The organism is Lysinibacillus sp. G4S2 (genome assembly GCF_030348505.1).
In the GTDB taxonomy this organism is placed as follows: Bacteria; Bacillota; Bacilli; order Bacillales_A; family Planococcaceae; genus Lysinibacillus.
Genome location: NZ_JAUCFJ010000002.1, coordinates 3239191 through 3256967 on the forward strand (window position 1 = coordinate 3239191; position 17777 = coordinate 3256967).

19 protein-coding genes and 2 riboswitches are annotated in these 17777 nt (G+C 41.7%); of the genes, 4 read left to right on the forward strand and 15 right to left on the reverse strand.

Going from position 1 to position 17777, the window contains the following annotated elements; translation table 11 throughout:
• Nucleotides 1-190: 190 nt before the first annotated feature.
• Genes QUF91_RS16710 through QUF91_RS16780 form a run of 15 tightly spaced genes read right to left on the reverse strand, consistent with a single transcriptional unit; the run spans nucleotide 191 to nucleotide 13472 of the window.
• Nucleotides 191-727: a cob(I)yrinic acid a,c-diamide adenosyltransferase gene (locus QUF91_RS16710; protein ID WP_285396197.1), complete on the reverse strand. Its 537-nt coding sequence runs from the start codon at nucleotides 725-727 to the stop codon at nucleotides 191-193.
• A 14-nt stretch (nucleotides 728-741) separates the two neighbouring features.
• A complete protein-coding gene (locus QUF91_RS16715) occupies nucleotides 742-1302 on the reverse strand; it encodes a nitroreductase family protein (protein WP_289418626.1) in 561 nt (186 codons plus the stop codon).
• A gap of 24 nt (nucleotides 1303-1326) precedes the next feature.
• Complete coding sequence (gene cobA / locus QUF91_RS16720) at nucleotides 1327-2094, reverse strand: uroporphyrinogen-III C-methyltransferase (protein ID WP_289418628.1); 768 nt, start codon at nucleotides 2092-2094, stop codon at nucleotides 1327-1329.
• Nucleotides 2091-2729 carry a precorrin-2 dehydrogenase/sirohydrochlorin ferrochelatase family protein gene (locus tag QUF91_RS16725; RefSeq protein WP_285396194.1) on the reverse strand — a complete coding sequence of 213 codons (639 nt, stop codon included), beginning with the start codon at nucleotides 2727-2729 and terminating at the stop codon, nucleotides 2091-2093. Before QUF91_RS16725 ends, cobA begins: the two co-directional genes overlap by 4 nt.
• A complete protein-coding gene (locus QUF91_RS16730; RefSeq protein ID WP_289418630.1) occupies nucleotides 2722-4089 on the reverse strand; it encodes a cobyrinic acid a,c-diamide synthase CobB in 1368 nt (455 codons plus the stop codon). Before QUF91_RS16730 ends, QUF91_RS16725 begins: the two co-directional genes overlap by 8 nt.
• 11 nt (nucleotides 4090-4100) lie before the next feature.
• Nucleotides 4101-5222, reverse strand: a complete 1122-nt coding sequence (locus tag QUF91_RS16735) for a cobalt-precorrin 5A hydrolase (protein WP_285396192.1) — start codon at nucleotides 5220-5222, stop codon at nucleotides 4101-4103.
• Complete coding sequence (gene cobM / locus QUF91_RS16740; protein WP_285396191.1) at nucleotides 5215-6000, reverse strand: precorrin-4 C(11)-methyltransferase; 786 nt, start codon at nucleotides 5998-6000, stop codon at nucleotides 5215-5217. The genes QUF91_RS16735 and cobM overlap by 8 nt, the downstream gene beginning before the upstream one ends.
• On the reverse strand, nucleotides 6000-6707 hold the full coding sequence (gene cobI / locus QUF91_RS16745) for a precorrin-2 C(20)-methyltransferase (RefSeq protein ID WP_285396190.1): 708 nt from the start codon (nucleotides 6705-6707) through the stop codon (nucleotides 6000-6002). The genes cobM and cobI overlap by 1 nt, the downstream gene beginning before the upstream one ends.
• Nucleotides 6700-7920: a precorrin-6y C5,15-methyltransferase (decarboxylating) subunit CbiE gene (gene cbiE / locus QUF91_RS16750; RefSeq protein WP_289418634.1), complete on the reverse strand. Its 1221-nt coding sequence runs from the start codon at nucleotides 7918-7920 to the stop codon at nucleotides 6700-6702. Before cbiE ends, cobI begins: the two co-directional genes overlap by 8 nt.
• Nucleotides 7877-9010, reverse strand: coding sequence for a cobalt-precorrin-5B (C(1))-methyltransferase (locus tag QUF91_RS16755; protein WP_289418635.1), 1134 nt, complete (start codon nucleotides 9008-9010; stop codon nucleotides 7877-7879). The genes cbiE and QUF91_RS16755 overlap by 44 nt, the downstream gene beginning before the upstream one ends.
• Nucleotides 9010-9669, reverse strand: coding sequence for a precorrin-8X methylmutase (locus tag QUF91_RS16760; protein ID WP_289418636.1), 660 nt, complete (start codon nucleotides 9667-9669; stop codon nucleotides 9010-9012). Before QUF91_RS16760 ends, QUF91_RS16755 begins: the two co-directional genes overlap by 1 nt.
• A gap of 12 nt (nucleotides 9670-9681) precedes the next feature.
• The gene (cobK, locus tag QUF91_RS16765; protein WP_289418637.1) at nucleotides 9682-10443 is read right to left on the reverse strand and encodes a precorrin-6A reductase; all 762 of its coding nucleotides are present in this window, start codon (nucleotides 10441-10443) and stop codon (nucleotides 9682-9684) included.
• Nucleotides 10440-11408, reverse strand: coding sequence for a sirohydrochlorin chelatase (locus tag QUF91_RS16770; RefSeq protein WP_289418639.1), 969 nt, complete (start codon nucleotides 11406-11408; stop codon nucleotides 10440-10442). The genes cobK and QUF91_RS16770 overlap by 4 nt, the downstream gene beginning before the upstream one ends.
• 14 nt (nucleotides 11409-11422) lie before the next feature.
• Nucleotides 11423-13096, reverse strand: coding sequence for a precorrin-3B C(17)-methyltransferase (cobJ, locus tag QUF91_RS16775; RefSeq protein ID WP_285396184.1), 1674 nt, complete (start codon nucleotides 13094-13096; stop codon nucleotides 11423-11425).
• Nucleotides 13097-13100: 4 nt separating this feature from the next.
• Entirely contained in the window at nucleotides 13101-13472 is a 372-nt protein-coding gene (locus tag QUF91_RS16780) for a (2Fe-2S) ferredoxin domain-containing protein (protein WP_285396183.1), read from the reverse strand.
• 142 nt (nucleotides 13473-13614) lie between these two features.
• Nucleotides 13615-13798: riboswitch (cobalamin riboswitch) on the reverse strand.
• Nucleotides 13799-14040: 242 nt separating this feature from the next.
• Nucleotides 14041-14225: riboswitch (cobalamin riboswitch) on the forward strand.
• Nucleotides 14226-14457: 232 nt separating this feature from the next.
• Between QUF91_RS16780 and QUF91_RS16785 the strand changes: the two genes are divergently transcribed.
• Genes QUF91_RS16785 through QUF91_RS16800 form a run of 4 tightly spaced genes read left to right on the forward strand, consistent with a single transcriptional unit; the run spans nucleotide 14458 to nucleotide 17090 of the window.
• A complete protein-coding gene (locus QUF91_RS16785; RefSeq protein ID WP_285396182.1) occupies nucleotides 14458-15204 on the forward strand; it encodes an energy-coupling factor ABC transporter permease in 747 nt (248 codons plus the stop codon).
• Between the two features lies 1 nt (nucleotide 15205).
• Nucleotides 15206-15478, forward strand: a complete 273-nt coding sequence (locus tag QUF91_RS16790) for an energy-coupling factor ABC transporter substrate-binding protein (RefSeq protein WP_285396180.1) — start codon at nucleotides 15206-15208, stop codon at nucleotides 15476-15478.
• A gap of 5 nt (nucleotides 15479-15483) precedes the next feature.
• Nucleotides 15484-16254 carry a cobalt ECF transporter T component CbiQ gene (gene cbiQ, locus QUF91_RS16795; RefSeq protein ID WP_289418642.1) on the forward strand — a complete coding sequence of 257 codons (771 nt, stop codon included), beginning with the start codon at nucleotides 15484-15486 and terminating at the stop codon, nucleotides 16252-16254.
• Complete coding sequence (locus QUF91_RS16800) at nucleotides 16254-17090, forward strand: energy-coupling factor ABC transporter ATP-binding protein (RefSeq protein ID WP_289418643.1); 837 nt, start codon at nucleotides 16254-16256, stop codon at nucleotides 17088-17090. The genes cbiQ and QUF91_RS16800 overlap by 1 nt, the downstream gene beginning before the upstream one ends.
• The last annotated feature ends 687 nt before the right edge of the window (nucleotides 17091-17777 follow it).

Sequence of the window (17777 nt, forward strand, 5' to 3'; positions counted from 1 at the left end):
TATTTCATCACAAATCGCGGGTATTCTGCCTCGCTCCGCGGGTATTTCTTCAAAGCGCGGGTATTCTGCTCCGTTCCGCGGGTATTTCATCACAAATCGCGGGTATTCCGCCTTGTTCCGCGGGTATTTCACCACAACGCGCGGGTATCCCCCCACAACGCGCGGATATTCCCCCGACGCACGGGCATCATTAGAATTCTAGGCCTTTAACTGCTGGAATTCCTTCGTCATAATAATGCTTGGTCGCATCGATGGTCGATACTAAATCTGCCATCGCGATAAGCGCTGGATTTGCGCTACGGCCTGTTACTACTAAATGCATTGTAGACGGACGTTGTTTAATGGCTTCAATGACTTCGGCTAATGGTAGCACATCGTCGATTGGGAATTTTGTAATAGCCAGTGCATTGTTGAGCTCGTCTAATACGAGTAAATCAATACTGTCGTCTTGCAAGGCCGCTTTTGTTTTCTTCCATGCCTTTGCTAACGCAGCACGATGCTCTTCTGGTGTTTTTGTCCAAGTAAAGCCAATTCCCATTTGCTCCATTTCTACGCCAAGCTTACGAAGAGCAATTTGCTCTCCGTATGTACGCTCTGGTGATTTAATAAATTGCATATATCGTACATTTAGGCCTCGACCAACTGCGCGCAGTGTGACGCCTAGAGAAGCCGTTGTTTTGCCCTTCCCTTCACCTGTATAAACTAAAAACAAGCCTTTTCTAGCCATTGTTCAAGCCTCCCTTAAAGCCATGTTGTTTTTTCTGCAAATGGGGTACGTTTTTTGTCTTTAAGTTCCTGCTCTTCTGGGTAGCCAATAAAAATAGTACCTACTACTTTTTGTGATTCACTTGCGCCAATAAATGCATGCATACGCGGGTCATGAACTAGCCCTACACCGCGTGTACGCCATACGAAGCCAAGCCCTAGCTCTTCTGCGGCAAGCCACATGGACATGATGGCACTACATACAGCAAAGACATTATCTTCTGTTGCATCAGTATCATCTTCCACAATATCTGCCGTAACAACGATGGCAACTGGTGTTGTTTGAACGACTTTTAACGAGCTTTCTACTAAATTTGGCTTTGTTGGGAATCGCTCCTGTAAATAAGCACTTGCCATCTCCTCATAGCGTTTCATTGCGTCGTCTTGAATTATATAAAAATGCCAAGGCTCACGCATACGGTCATTTGGAGCATAAGTGGCTGCTTGTAAAATTTTCTCGATTTTCTCTTTTTCAACAGGCTGTGTTGTGTAATCGCGAATCGCTCGACGATTTTTTAAAGCCTCAATTACTGTCATGTTGTTTCCTCCCTATGCTCAAATTTATGATAAAGTAAGTCCTTGCTCTTCAAACCATTGAATTTTCTCGCGTACTTTGACGACTTCGCCAACGACAATCATGGAAGGATTACGATAGCCTTCACGTTCAATAATGCTAGCAATTTCCTCAAGTTGCCCTGTAATGGTACGCTGTTGATCTGTTGTTCCCCACTCAATAACTGCTACTGGGGTAGTTGGTTTACGACCATTTTCGATGAGCTTTTTAGAGATATACGCAATATTACCAACACTCATATAAAAGGCAACTGTATCGATACCTGTTGCTAGTGCAGACCAATTTAAAAAGTCCTGTCCTTTTTCCTCACGACCATGTCCCGTTACGAGCGCAAAGCTTGTCGCAAAGTCTCGGTGTGTTACAGGAATACCTGCATATGCTGGAGCAGCAATTCCTGCTGTAATACCAGGAACGATTTCATAAGCAATACCATGATTTTTTAAGATTTCGGCTTCCTCTGCACCGCGACCAAAAACAAATGGATCGCCACCCTTTAAACGTGTGACAATTTTGCCTTCCTGCGCTTTTTCGACAAGTAATGTATGAATCTCATCTTGAATGAGGTGATGCTTACCAGGTAATTTACCACAGTACACAAGCTCAGCATCTTTTTTCGCAAACTCTAACAATTTTGGATTCACAAGACGGTCATACGCAATGACATCAGCCTTTTGAATACACTCTAGCCCGTACACTGTAATGAGCTTTGGATCTCCTGGCCCAGCTCCAACTAAATATACTTTTCCGTCTTTCATCGCGCTTCTCCCATCAGTAATTGTTGTAAATAAGCCTCACGTCTATCAATCTCTCCACTGCGCGTCCATTCTAGTAAGCTCGGTTCAAGTAATGATTGTAATGCTGCACGTCTTTGTGGACCTTTTTCAAACTTAGCAGCAATCATTAAACGCGCTTGCTGTAGGAAGCATACATAGTCATCATAAACGTCATCAAATTGCTCTTCGAGGTCCGCTTTAATTTTACGCGCTAGTGCTGGACTGGCACCTGACGTTGATACAGTTAACACTAATGGACCACGGCGTACTGTCGCTGGTGTAATAAAGTCACTCTCCGCCTGTGCATCTGCCCGATTGATCAGCTGCCAATGCTGCGCTGCCTCTTGTACAGCTTCATTTACTGTCGTATCATTTGTTGCCGCAATGATGAGTATTGCATCATCTAAATCACGTGGCTCAAACGCTTTTTCACGCCACGTAATTTGACCTGATTCAGCAAGTGGTAGTAATGAGTCATCAAGGGTAGGACTAACAACAACAATATTCGCTTTAGCTGGGAGCAGTGAAGCTACCTTCTGTGTTGCAACGTGACCTCCACCAACAATTACTACAGTTTTATATTCAACATTAATATGAATAGGAAAATAATTAGTCATGATTTTTCACCTTCTTACAAGCTGTTAACCAGTTGTCAACAAGCTTTGGGTTAGATACAAAATGAAAATGGGTATAGCCAGCCACTAGATTTCCTGCTTGGTAGCCCTCTTGTTTGTTACCAAATCGACCTTTCGTTTGGTAAGCTGGTGTGTTATGTGTGCCGCTATATTTTGAATAGTGGAATTCATGTCCCTTTGCTTCTTCATCTGTACCAATTAAAAAATTATTTTGTGTGCCAAAAATTTCACGGTAACCGAGAGCCGCTAGCTTTGTTTGCATCGCTACCTCACCTGGAATAATACCTACCATGTCATAACGGTCACCATTACTATTCGTAATAGCCTCTGTCAAATACATGAAGCCTCCACACTCGGCTAATGTCGGTAGACCTTTGGCAATTGCTTCACGAATAGATTTTTTCACATCGGAATTTTCCGCTAATATATCAGCAAATTCCTCCGGGAAGCCCCCACCTATATACAAACCGTCAGCTTCAGCTGGAACAGGTTCATTCGCCAAAGGTGAGAAAAATTGTAGCCTAGCTCCTTTTGCACGTAACAATGCCAAATTTTCTTCATAATAGAAGTTAAACGCAGCATCCTTTGCTACGGCAATGCAAATATTTTGAGACGGTTGTTCCGCAAATAATTGCCCTGATTCTTGTAAAACAGGAGCCTTTGTTAACTCAAGCAATTTGTCTAAATCAATCGTCTCTGTCATTAAAGAGCCTAGCTTATCAAAAAATGTATCGAGTTCTCCTCGTTCAATCGCAGGCACTAACCCTAAATGACGACTAGGAATATCTATCCCTTCCTCACGCTTCAAGTATCCGATAACAGGGATACCACACTCCTGCTCAATGGCAGCCTTCGCAATCTCATAATGCCCGACACTACCGACTTGGTTAGCAATAACACCAACGATAGTAGGTTTGTCAGATAGTAATTGGAAACCTTTCACAACCGCCGCTACACTTCGTGCCATACTTGCACAATTGACAATTAAAATAACTGGGCTCTCTGTTACAACACTAATGTCTGCCGCAGAGCCAGCATCAGATAACGGACTTTTTCCATCGTAAAAGCCCATAACGCCTTCAATAATGGAAACATCTGCATCCATACTCGCACGCGCGACAATATCACGCACTGCTTCATGTGAAAACATCCAGCTATCAATATTACGCGATATCCGTCCTGTAACAGCAGTATGATAGGTAGGATCAATATAGTCGGGGCCACATTTAAAGCCCTGCACAATTTTGCCCTTTTCTTGTAATGCTTTCATGAGTCCAATGGTAAAAGTCGTTTTACCAACTCCACTGCCAGTACCAGCAAGTACAAAACGATTTGTTTGCATAGGCTTCCTCCTTAAAATGTAAATCTAGCAACAGAGATTGTAGCATTGCCCGATTTTTTCTTCTGTAGCACAAGCGACTCCACCTGCGCGTAACGCATCGCTGCAGGCTCACTCACGCCGTATGCTCCTGTATATTTAAACACTGTTTCCGAAGGTGATGGGAAATCAATTTCATTTAATTCAGCTGGTGAATACGTTACAAATTCCCAATCATATTTCTTTGTTACCTCAAGGAAGCATTGCTCATCTTTCTTTAGATCAATCGTACATAGTGCTTTAACACTTTTTTTCGAAAGTTTCAGCTCTGCAAGGGTTTCATCAATAACTTGCTCAATTTCTTCCACCGATGTCCCACGATTACAGCCCATGCCAAGCACAACCGATTTTGGTCGATAAATAACACCATTTTCAAGAAGTACTTCTTCTTCAGGTTCTATGATGCGATCTGTAATAAGCAATGTCGCATGTGGTTTCGCTTCAATCGCAGCATGCGTTGACGAATAAATTTTAATTTGCTCAGGCATTGGTGTATCACGCATCCACCAGTCGCGTTCACCCGTTTCTTGAACGATTGCGACATGCTCCTCGTTAACAACAGAAGCACTTACTGGTGTTAGTTTATCAGCACTGTCCCATACCCAGCCAAAACGTGCACCGAATAAATCAACAGGGATCGTCTTTTGCACATCTGAAGCTGTTGTAATAATTGGATTAGCTCCAAGTGCTGCAGCTACTTCATGTGTCAGCTCATTGGCTCCGCCTAGATGTCCAGATAACACGCTAATAACATTTTCACCACGGTCATCAATGACAACAACGCCTGGATCTGTCTTTTTATCCTTTAATATCGGTGCGATCATGCGTACAACTGCACCGAGTGAAATGATTAAAATTAAACCTTTATATTGCTTAAACAAGGTTGGCAGCAGCAAACGCACAGTACCTGTAAACATTTGTATATGCTTTTCTGCTTCATCGCCCTGCTCAAATTTACTCATGTAATATAAATCACTCGCCGCAAAAGTATGCTGCAAGCGACGTCCAAGTTGTACACCATGCTTAGTGATGGCTACAACAGCATAAGAATTTCGTTGCTCAACTTCTGGTAAGACACCCTCTTGTAACTCAATCACTCGTCTTCACGCCTTTTCTAAAGCCATGTGTAAAGGTAGCATCATATAATTTCGAACGATATTGATCCTTATCATGAATAGTCGGATCTAATGCCCAGCCAGCTAAAATCATCGCATGCTTACGAATACCATTCACACGCATTGCTTCATCCAGTTCAATTAATGTTGTACGTACGATTTTTTGATCTGGCCAAGAAGCTCTTTGAATAACAGCTACTGGTGTATCATCAGCCCAGCCTGCACTTTGCAATTCTTTTACGATTTTCTTCGTTAACGTTGCACTTAGGAATAATGCAATTGTACAGTGGTGACTCGCTAAATCGCGTAGCTTTTCAAATTCCGGCACAGGTGTACGTCCTTCGGCACGCGTTAAAATAAGCGTTTGTGTTAAGTCAGGAATTGTTAATTCTGCCCCGATTGCCGCTGCAGAAGCGAAGACAGAGCTAACTCCAGGAATAACCTCGTAGCCAATGCCTTCTTTTTTTAATAGGGCCACTTGCTCCATGATCGCGCCATACATAGCAGGATCTCCTGTATGCATACGAGCAACTACTTTACCCGCATTGACGCGATCTACCATGACCGCTACCATTTCCTCTAAATGCATACCAGCTGTACGGATAACCTCCGCATCTGGCTTTGCTTTTGCAATAAGATCTTCATTTACTAACGAATCTGTATACATGACAACGTCCGCTGTTTGAAGCATATGTAAACCTTTTACTGTAATTAAATCTGGATCACCAGGCCCAGCGCCGACAATATATATTTTCTTCATTATTTTCGCACCACCATTAACGTTAAATATTCTAAATCAACACCGTCTAGCTCGCGCACATCCCAAATAACCTCCTCGTCAGACGTTACCTTTGTTACGACAGATGCCTTATCAAGTAAATCTAAATCACGTAGTACCTCAAGCATTAAATCAATAACCTTCGCTACTTTTATGAACACCACTGCATCGTGACTTTCAATCGCTTCACGCATTGCATCATAGTCATCGTAGGCAGGTACGATGGCAACACGGTCATCACCATCTGCCAGCGCAATTCCTAAACGTGATGCCGAACCATTGAACGAAGAAATACCCGGAACTGTTTGAATTTCAACATCTGGATGCATGTCCTGCATAAGCTTCATCATATGGATGAACGTACTATATAATAGTGGGTCTCCCTCTGTTACGAATGCGACGTCTTTGCCCTCTTTTAATTTTCCATAGACAAGTTCAACAGATTTTGTCCATTCTCGTTCTAAAACAGCCTCATCCTTAGTCATTGGGAATACTAGGCCAAGCATATCCTTTTCTTCTGGATTTATGTAAACATCTACAATTCGATGTGCATAGCTTTTACTGCCTTTTAACTTTTTTGGATACGCAATAACAGGCGACTCCTGAATGACGCGGAAAGCTTTAACTGTAATTAACTCTGGATCGCCAGGACCTACGCCCAAGCCATATAAAATACCAAGATTACTCATGATTTTCTTCCTTTCGATATGCAGAAATAATATAAATTGGATTTAATGGGACAAAACGTGTCATATCTAAAATTGGTTTACTGCGTGCAAGCTGTGCCTGTAATATGTCAACAGCAAAGCCACAAGCCTTAAACGCTTCGACTGCCTTATATAAATTTTCAATGGTTGCAGCGTTCAATACAATGCGACCATTTGGCTTCAATCGAGTACAGCACATTTGTAATAGCTCCACCATTTCGCCTCCTGTGCCGCCGATAAAAATCGCATCCGGATCAGGGAAGTTATCCAGTCCTGCAGGTGCTTTACTATGAATAGCTGTTATATCAACACGGAATTTCTGCTGATTTTGCAGGCAATTTTCTAAATCAGGTGCATTTTTCTCCACCGCATATACTTGACCTTCTGGTGCAAGCTTACCAGCCTCAATCGCCATAGACCCTGTGCATGTACCTACGTCCCAAACGATGCTATCCTTTTGTAGCTGCATCGCTTGTAAACTTAAGACACGAATTTCTTTTTTCGTAATAAGCCCTTTATCCGGCTTACGCTGTGAGAATTCTTCATCATCGATACCGAGCGTATAGCGTTTCGGTTCTGATATTTGTTTTAATATTACGACATTTAAAGGAGAAAAGTCTGTAGTCTCTAATTCATCAAGAGAATACGAGCCACATTTTTCATTAATGCCCTGTAAATTTTCTGCTACAAATGTGCTGTATTCTGTCATACCAAAATGCTTTAAATAGCGTGCTAGCTCATTAGGATTATTATCAGCATCTGTTAAAAGGGCTACTTTCTTTTTCCCATCAATACGTTGCGCCAAGCCTTTCATAGAGCGTCCATGAATACTTGTGACATAAGCATCCTGCCAGCTTTCTCCCATCTTCGAAAAAGCAAGCTGTACCGAGCTCATATATGGGTAAACCTCAATGTCTAGCTTTTTCGCTAAATACCCACCGATTCCGTAAAATAATGGATCACCCGACGCTAGAATAACAGTATTTCTTGTTTCTGCAGATAATCTTTCAACAAGCGCTGTAAGACCACCTTTAATCAATATTTTTTCTCCAGTAAAGCTCGGGAAAAATTCTAGAACACGCTCCCCACCAACAAGTACCTCACAGTCTTCAATCCACTGTACATATTGCGGTAGTAAGCTTTCTTGTCCGTTATCCCCGATCCCAATCAATTTCATCGATCGATGCAATGTCATCAGCCCTTCCTAATAATTGTCCCTGCATCGAATAGATCGATGTGGAAAGCGTTAAACCGCCTCTAACATGATGTAATGAAGAATAGCAACAAGCCTCACATAAATGGTAAAAGAAAGCATCATAGCCCTTCTCTGCCATAATTTCGCCGACTTGTGAAGCTGTATTGGCCTCGCGAACCTCACCTACGGTCACTTCATCTGCACCAATATCCACTGCTAATTGTGCTAAAAAGTTAAAATCAATCGGAGCACTTTTGGAATGTACCATCATGACCCCTTGTGCCACCTTCGAAAATTTACCCATCATACCAACTAGTGAAACTTGTTTAATACCAAGTCGTTTACAATGCTTTAATGTAAAGCCAACAAAGTCGCCCATCTCTATAAACGCTTCCTCTGGCAAATGAGGATACTGTGCCATCCCAAATTTTTCACTGCGTCCACCAGTAGTCACGACTAAATGTTCACAGCCAGCTGCCTTTGCAACACTGATAGCTTGAACGATACTTGCCATATAAGCGGAACTTGAAAAAGGCACGACGGTTCCCCTTGTGCCTAAAATGGAGATGCCTCCAATAATACCAAGTCGCCCATTTAACGTTTTTTTTGCAATTTCCTCACCTTCAGGGACAGAAATCACTACATTGACGCCTCTGTCAATTTCAAAATCGTCAAGCACACCCTGTACAGTACTATGAATCATCTTCCGTGGCACAGGATTAATCGCCGCTTCGCCAACAGGTACTGGTAAGCCGGGCTTTGTTACGCGCCCGACACCAATCCCTCCGTCTAAATGAATGCCCGGTGTGTCTGCCCAGCTCACTGTACCAATAATAAGTGCCTTATGTGTAGCATCTGGATCATCACCAGCATCTTTAATCGTTTCACAACTTACAGCATTATTCTGAAATGTACATTTTTCTATCGTAAAGGTTGCATCTCGCCCAATCGGCAAATGAATTGTACTTGTTTCTTGCTCTTCATTTGAAATTAAGGCCAGTAATGCAGCCTTCGTTACAGCAGTTGCACAGGCTCCCGTTGTATAACCGTGACGCATGTCCTTGGGATCCTTTTTAGGCTTCCGCTCCATTATTTTTTCGCCTGTTCATCCGCTAAAAGTGAAACAGCATTCAATGCGGCAACCGTCACTGTACTACCGCCTTTACGACCAACATTTGTAATATACGGAATACCTTCTAGTTTCAACAGCTCTTCCTTTGACTCAGCAGCAGAAACGAAGCCAACTGGCATACCAATAATTAAATCTGGTTTCGCTAAGCCTTCTTTAATTAAACGAATTAATTCAAGCAATGCTGTCGGTGCATTACCAATTGCATAAATACCACCTTTATGTAATTTAGCAGCCTTTTGCATAGAGATAATCGCACGCGTAGTGTTTTGTTTTTTCGCTTCAATTGAAACGTCTTCATCTGCAATATAGCAGTGTAAATCGCCACCATGCTTTTGGAAGCGTTTTTTCCCTGAACCACTTTCAATCATTTGCACATCTGCAATGACATGGCGACCTGCAAGAATTGATTTAATACCTGCTTCAATCGCTCCTGGTGTAATAATAACGCTACGTCCTAGTTCAAAGTCAGCAGAAGCATGAATGATGCGGCGTACAATTTTCCACTCGTCTTCTGAGAAATTATGCTCGCCCATTTCCTCTGCAATAATTGAAAAACTGTAATCGTAAATTTTATCTGGGTCTACTGTTAATGGTTTGAAATCTGTTTTAAAGTCCATCTGGATTGCCTCCTAAAGTGTGTTTTGTACAGCTTGTAATACATCTTCGAATGTAGAATATTGCTGTCCGTATTTTATATTTGGTCTTGCAATTAAAATCGTTTCAATGCCACATGCAAGGGCAGCGTCTAGCTTTTCATCCACCGAGCCTACCTTGCCGCTTTCTTTCGTAATCATCAATGTCACATCATATTGACGAAACAGTGCTTCGTTTAATTCCTTTGAAAAAGGGCCCTGTATCGCTACGATATCTTTTTGTGCCACACCAAGTGCTTCACATTTTTCCATATTATCGAGTCGAGGAAGCATGCGCGCGATCACTCGCGTATTTTCTAAACCATGTAATACCTTTGTAAAGGTAGCAAGCGTTTTACTGCCCGTCGTCAGCATGATAACACCACGTTTTTCAGCTGCTAAGTGGGCAGCCTCCTCGTAATCTTTCACAACCGTAATAAGGGGATGTGCATAATGTTCATGGGCACGTTCATAGCGAATATACGGTACATTTGCTTGCTCCGCTGCTGCCATCGCATTTTTTGAAGCTTCTTCAGCAAATGGATGAGAGGCATCTACAACTAAACGGTACCCTTGCTCTGTGATAATCGTCGCCATTTCCTCAGCTGTTAATCGTCCGACTAAATGAGGAAGGCCCACTTCTGCAAGGCTTGAAGCGGCTGATTCAGTAACGACGGTTGCCGTCACAGCGTAACCCGCTGACTGTAATTCAAGTGCTAGATTCCTTGCATCACTCGTCCCTGCTAACATGAAAATCATTGCACCGGCTCCTCTTCATGGTGATGATCGTGGTCATGGTCATGGTCGTGATTGTGGTGTTCATGGTCATGGTCGTGATTGTGGTGTTCATGGTCATGGTCGTGATCATGGTGGTCATGTCCATGGTCGTGGTCATGATGGTGATGATGATGCGCATGACCATGCACCGCCGCATAAGCACGATAGTTTTCTAAATCTTGCATGCCTGTTGATGTACCATTCACAGCTTGCTCAATACGCTCTAATAACACATTTTGCAAACGCTCATGATAGCCAAAATAGTTGGCAATTTGAATATCACAGTCAGGATATTTTTCGTTAAACTGCTTACACATACCATTCATACGTTCCATGAGGATACCTGTGAATAAAAAGTACGGTAGCATAATGATTTTTTTAGCACCAAGCTTCACACAGCGCTCAATACCTTCTTCAACACGAGGATCTGTCACACCCATAAAGGCGCTTTCCACAAACTGAACCGGAAGTTTTTCCCACAACAGGCGTGTAATCTTATAAAAATCACCATTTGCAGATGGGTCACTACCGCCTCGTGCAATTAATAAAATGGCAGTATCCTTATGTTCTTCTTCCACATTGAATCCAATTTCTGCTAAACGGTCTTCTAAAATAGCAAATATTTCTTCATGGATTCCGATTGTTTGGCCATATGTGAACGTTATATTTGGATAATGCTCACGCGCATGTTCGATTTCTGCTGGAATATGCAGTTTTGAATGTCCCGCATGAAGAAGAATAATCGGAATAACATGCACCTCTGTAGCGCCCTTCTTCACACAGTTCGTAATACCTTCTTCAATGTTCGGCGAGGCAAACTCTAAAAAACATGTTTCTACTAAAAAACTCTCATCAATACGAGGTGTCATTTGCTCGATAAACGTGCGTACCTCATCATTTCCTGCTGCTAAACGGCTCCCGTGGCCGACAAATAAAATTGCTTTCATCTCATTACCCCTCACTAGTCGCCGCATGGAGCTGGCTCAACTTTTATTTTTGAAGACATATCCTGATACGTAAAATGAAGTATCTTTTTCACACGTTTGAAGTATTTAAACAAACGTTCATTTGGATGTGCATTTGCTTTATACTCTTCGATAATGTCTGTAATTAGCGGTATAAGCTGCTCAGGCTCTAAGCCCTCAACAACAGGCTGGGCCGCATGTGCTGTACGGCCAACCGGCTTAGCACCAATAAAAACATCAAACTTACTTTTGCGATAAACAATCCCAATATCATCAAATACCGCTCGATAACATGCCATACCACAGCCGTTAAAACCAATATTTAACGTTTTCGGTAACGACATTCCCCCAAGCTTTTCTTGAATCTCTTCTGCATAAGGAATCGAATCGAACTTTTCTCCGTAACAGAAGTCACAAGCCTTTAACGAAAGCACGTCACCAATTGGTGCTAGTAAAAAGCCAACTTCACGAAGCTTTGCTGTAATCTCTTCAGGCGCAGCTGTTGGAATTTTCAAATGAATTTGATGGTCTGGTGTATACTCCATCGTGCCTTCCTCTCCAACAACTTCTGCTAAAGTCATCATTTGTTGAGGAGAAAAGAACTTATTGGCTACTCCTGGACTAACAGCTAATTCAAAAATAGATTCAATTTTTTGGTGAATAAGCTTGGGTGTTGCCTTCACAGCACTTGTTCCCTTCACCATCGCTAGTGCTGTTGTCGCCATTTCAAGTGATGACTTTTTTTTAGGCTTTGGTTCTGGTGTTATCGCTAAACTGGACTTGATTCGATTTGCATTAGGATCTGTCGCAAAATCATTACGCGCCTGTCCTGTTTCTTGATTCATTGCCCACGGTTCATTTTCTTCTTTCAGTCGTTGATGTGGTCGTAACGGTTGTTTTTCTTCGCCAAGTGTATATTTACGCTGATAACCACGTGGCGTAATCATTTTATTGTCGTAGAAGAACGTTGATGAATTTCCAATCACAACGGTTGTTAGCATACCAATATCGTGTTCTAGCATTTCTGCCAAAGTTGTCATTGTAATTTCCTGGCGTTCACGATACGCGCTTTTCACAAGTCCTACCGGCGTATCTGGAGAGCGATATTCTAATAAAATTCGTTGTGCCTCCACAATTTGTCTCGTACGACGACCACTCTTTGGGTTATAAAGAGCAATAACAAAATCCGCCATTGCGGCTGCTTCTACTCGTTTTGCAATTAAATTCCAAGGCGTTAAGTGGTCACTTAAACTAATCGTACAGGCGTCATGCATAATCGGAGCACCTAGTAAACTTGCACACGAATTGATAGCCGAAATACCCGGAACAATTTCTACCTCAACACCAGTTGCTTCCGTCCAGCCTAGCTCGATTAATACCTCATACACTAATCCCGCCATGCCATAGACACCAGCATCTCCGCTCGAAATAACAGATACGATACTGCCTGCCTCTGCTTGGCGGACCGCTTCCTGTGCACGTGAAACCTCTTCTGTCATACCGGTACTAATAATTGACTTTGCACTTACTAAATCCTGAATAAGTTCAACATAAGTTTTATAGCCTATGATCATATCACTTTGTTGTAGTGCCTCCACAGCACGAGTCGTAATATGTTTAAAATCTCCAGGTCCAAAGCCAACTACGAAAATCTTCCCTTTTTGCGACATTTTGTTACCCCTCTTTCACCTTTTCAATACCTTTAATGGCTGTTGTTTGTGCTGTACGCTGTAACGAACCTTCACGCAGTGTAAAGACATGCTCATTATGTAACGATTCGTGATTTAAATCTTGAACAAGTGCCCGCGCATGCTCTGTGGTCGGCACACGGTACCAATTCCCTTGAGGATAAGCGATGACAACACAAGCATCCTTACACCTACCATTACAGCGTGTCCTTGTCGTATGTATTTCCTTATCAATCGCCAGCAACTGAATTTCATCACGGATTGCCTGTGTAATTTCCTCTCCATCTTTTTTCATACAGCTACTGCCATTGCAAATAAAAAGATGCGTTTTCATCCCCTCTAAATTCCATGTTGTCATTGTTGTTCTCCCCTCATTTGCTTTTAGGAAAAAGAAAAAACCTTTACTCTAGACGAAGAGTAAAGGTTTTGTAGAAGCCAAATTAAAACGAATATATACAGGTACTCGCTCTCGCTTCAACTTCTCCCTCCGAAAAGTTTGCATGCATTTATCGCAATAAGCAGGTTTCCTGACTTAAGCTTCCTTTTACTTTCGCGCCTTCCCGAGTTTTCACTAGTGGCATTTGCGATTTCATCAGCTATTACAGTAGCGGGGGCTGTATCGGATTTTCACCGATTTCCCTATTATCTCGAAAATATTCGAGCACTTATTGACGTTTTTATATGAAATTGTATTTTTTATGTAATAGAAATCTGTCTCTATCATAGCTTATTTTTTTAAAATTTCAATATTTCTTTCTTAATTTGTGGCATTTTTATTAATTATTCAGCAAATTTCCCCTAGAAAAAAGGGAAATTCCTCTTCTGTATTATCCGAATTTTCTACAATGCCCCTCAATTTAAAAAATTTTTCATAAAAAAGATAGCTTGTTTACGGAAATTCATGTTACACTTTGTCGTGAAATCTCACAACTTCATCTTTTTTCGGTGCGAATTGTTCATCAATTCGCTTAAAAGGGAAGCCGGTTTAAGTCCGGCGCGGTCCCGCCACTGTACTAGGGAGTTTTATAGATAATGTCACTGTCCAAAGGATGGGAAGGCCTATAAAACGTTGAACTAAAGCCAGGAGACCTGCCGAAAAATAAGTGATCGTTTCAACCTACGAGGATAGGTGTGCGCCTAGCAGATTAGATTTTTAATTACTTTTTTAGCTATGCACTTTTCCTGAATCGGAGAAGTGTTTTTTTTATCTTCATTTTCATCTCAAGGTGGTAGATGCGTACAGATATGGTTCCGGTTGAGGAGCAAAACACCTATTTTATGGCAAGGTGAAATAATTTCGTTCGCACGCTAATTCGAAAATTTTAATGTAAGGAGGAGAGATTTTGAAATTCTCAGGTTGGAAGCTTAGTTATTTCTTACTGGCATTTTTATTCGTGCCAAATCGTGCATTTGCTATGCATATCATGGAGGGCTTTTTGCCGATTGAATGGGCAATTTTTTGGTGGGTCATTTCCATTCCATTTATTATTTTAGGATTACGTTCAATTCGCAAAACCATTGATGAAAATCCTGAAACAAAAATGATACTAGGTTTATCGGGTGCCTTCGCCTTTGTGCTATCAGCCTTAAAAATCCCTTCTGTAACAGGGAGTTGCTCGCACCCGACAGGAGTTGGACTTGGGACTGTTCTTTTTGGGCCACTAGCTATGAGTGTGATCGGGACAATCGTATTATTATTCCAATCTTTACTTTTAGCACATGGTGGACTTACAACTTTAGGGGCAAACGCCTTTTCCATGGCAATTGTTGGTCCTATTATTGCTTACTATGTTTTTAAAGGCTCACAAAAAATAGGGCTATCATTTTCCATAGCTGTCTTTTTAGCAGCAATGCTTGGTGACTTAGGTACATATGTTGTCACTTCTGTACAGTTAGCTCTTGCCTTCCCTTCTGAAGTAGGAGGATTTATGGCTTCATTCACAAAATTTGCTGGTATTTTTGCATTAACACAAATTCCTCTCGCTATTAGTGAAGGAATTTTAACAGTGATCGTTATGAACTTCTTGAAAAAATATAATTTGAGCGAACTAAAAGCATTACGTGTTTTCTCAGCAAAGGAGGCACACTAATATGAAAAAAAATTTACTGCTCCTAGCAATTGTTGTGTTTCTAGCAATCTTCCCTCTCTTTATCCAAAAAGGTGCAGAATTTGAAGGGGCTGATGGCCAAGCAGAAGCAGCGATTAGTGAAATTAACGCTGACTACGAACCTTGGTTTGAAAGCATATGGGAGCCACCGAGTGGTGAAATTGAAAGCTTATTATTCGCACTACAAGCTGCTATCGGCGCTGGATTTATCGGCTATTTTATCGGCTTAATGCGCGGCAAACATAAAGAAGGTTAAACGCTATGTTACTCATTGATAAGTATGCATATATGAATAAACTAGCGTCTGTTCATCCGCTAGAAAAAATGACGTTATCCCTGGGATTACTATTATTGTCGCTTATCATTAGAGATGAACGAATTTCACTCATTACATTTATTGTGATGAGTGCTTTTATCATTCTAAGCGCAAAAATTCCATTTAAATATTATGCAAAACTACTATTGCTACCAGGATTTTTTTTACTTTCAAGTTTAGTATCCATATTAATTTCTATAGCACCATCAACAAGCACGCTACCTGCTCACATATGGTCTTTCACTGTAAATAATTGGACAATTTTCGTCAGCAGTGCAAGCATAACGATAGCACAGCAGCTTTTTTTCATCGTCCTTGGCAGCACTAGTTGTTTGTATTTTTTAATTCTTACAACATCGGTACAATCAATTTGCTATGTTCTACGACAATGGCGACTTCCTGTTTTATTTGTAGAGCTAGTAGAATTAACGTATCGTTTTATTTTTATATTTTTAGACAGTATGCAAAAAATTCATCTTGCCCAGCAGGCTCGCTTAGGTTACCGCTCCCCTATGCAGTGGCTACGCTCCATATCAATGCTGATTGCAGCGTTATTAGCAGAGCTGTTTCAACGAAGTCGTGAGCTAAACAATGCAATGGAAGCACGCGGTGGCGAAACTGTCTATTGGCAAGAGAATGTTACCTATTGCATGAAAAACTGGCTAGGTATTGCTACTATCTTTATTTCCCTCATCATTTATGGAGGTTTTTTCTGATGACAGACTTTTACTTTGAACTAAATCAATTATCCTACGCTTATGCCGATGGAACTCATGCTTTAACAGATATTACACTCCAAATTCCAAAGGGGAAAAAAATCGCTTTACTTGGTCATAATGGAGCTGGAAAATCAACGTTATTTCAGCATTTAAACGGCATTTTGAAGCCTACCACTGGAAATATATCCTTTTGTGGCAAAGAACTTAAATATAGTAGAAAAGCATTAAAAGAATTACGCCAACAGGTTGGTATTGTTTTTCAGGATGCAGACAACCAGCTTTTTTCAGGTACAGTTAAGCAAGATATTGCATTTGGACCTTTGAACCTTGGTTGGACGACTGAAAAAATTGAAGAGAAAATAGCATGGGCTGTTGCTCAAACTGAAGTTGAACCATTACTCGATAAACCGATCCATTTTTTGAGTGTTGGACAGAAAAAACGTGTGGCAATGGCTGGAGTTCTAGCGATGGAACCATCTGTTTTATTATTAGATGAACCAACAGCTGGACTAGACAATTATTATGTTGCACAAGTTTTACAGTATTTAGCTAAATTAGAGAATGGTGAACGTACTATTTTACTAGCAACGCATGATATCCCATTAGCCTATGAATGGGCAGATCAAATAATCGTAATGGAAGCTGGGGAAATTATTTATAATGGAGACCCTGTTGAATTGTTCTATCAAGAAGAGTTACTTGAACGGGCCCATCTCGAACGCCCATGGGTCTTTGACATGACGATTGCCCTGCAAAAGAAGAAACTATTTGAGAAAAACATTACAATGCCCCGTTCAAAGGGAGATTTACAAAGACTAATTGAGCAGCTTTAAGACGATGCTTTAAGGTTATAACATTTCTTGGACTATAGTTGCGTTTTTAGCTCATCACCAAAAGTTGTGGATGACATTTGTTAAAATATATGCCCTGTATATTAGGTGATTGGAGTGTCAAGTTCCGCCGCTAACCAAGCGAACTTCGCCGCTAAAGCATCATGTTCCGCCGCTAACTAAGTGAACTTCGCCGTTAAAGCACCCTGTTCTGCCGCTATCTAAGCGAACTTCGCCGCTAAAGCACCCTGTTCCGACGCTAACCAAGCGAAGTTCGCCGCTAAAGCATCATGTTCCGACGCTATCTAAGTGAACTTCGCCGCCAAAGCATCATGTTCCGCCGCTAACCAAGCGAACTTCGCCGCTAAAGCACCCTGTTCCGACGCTATCTAAGCGATTTTCGCCGCTAAAGCACCCTGTTCCGCCGCCAACCAAGTGAATATCGCCGCTAAAGCATCATGTTCCGCCGCTAACCAAGCGAACTTCGCCGCTAAAGCATCATGTTCCGCCGCTATCTAAGTGAACTTCGCCGCTAAAGCATCATGTTCCGCCGCTATCTAAGTGAACTTCGCCGCTAAAGCATCATGTTCCGACGCTAACGAGCGTAGATCGCCGCTAACCAAGCGGCAGCGCCAATTCTTTTATCTGTGCGAAAGCCAAAGCGTCCAGTCGGAACGGAAATCAACCACT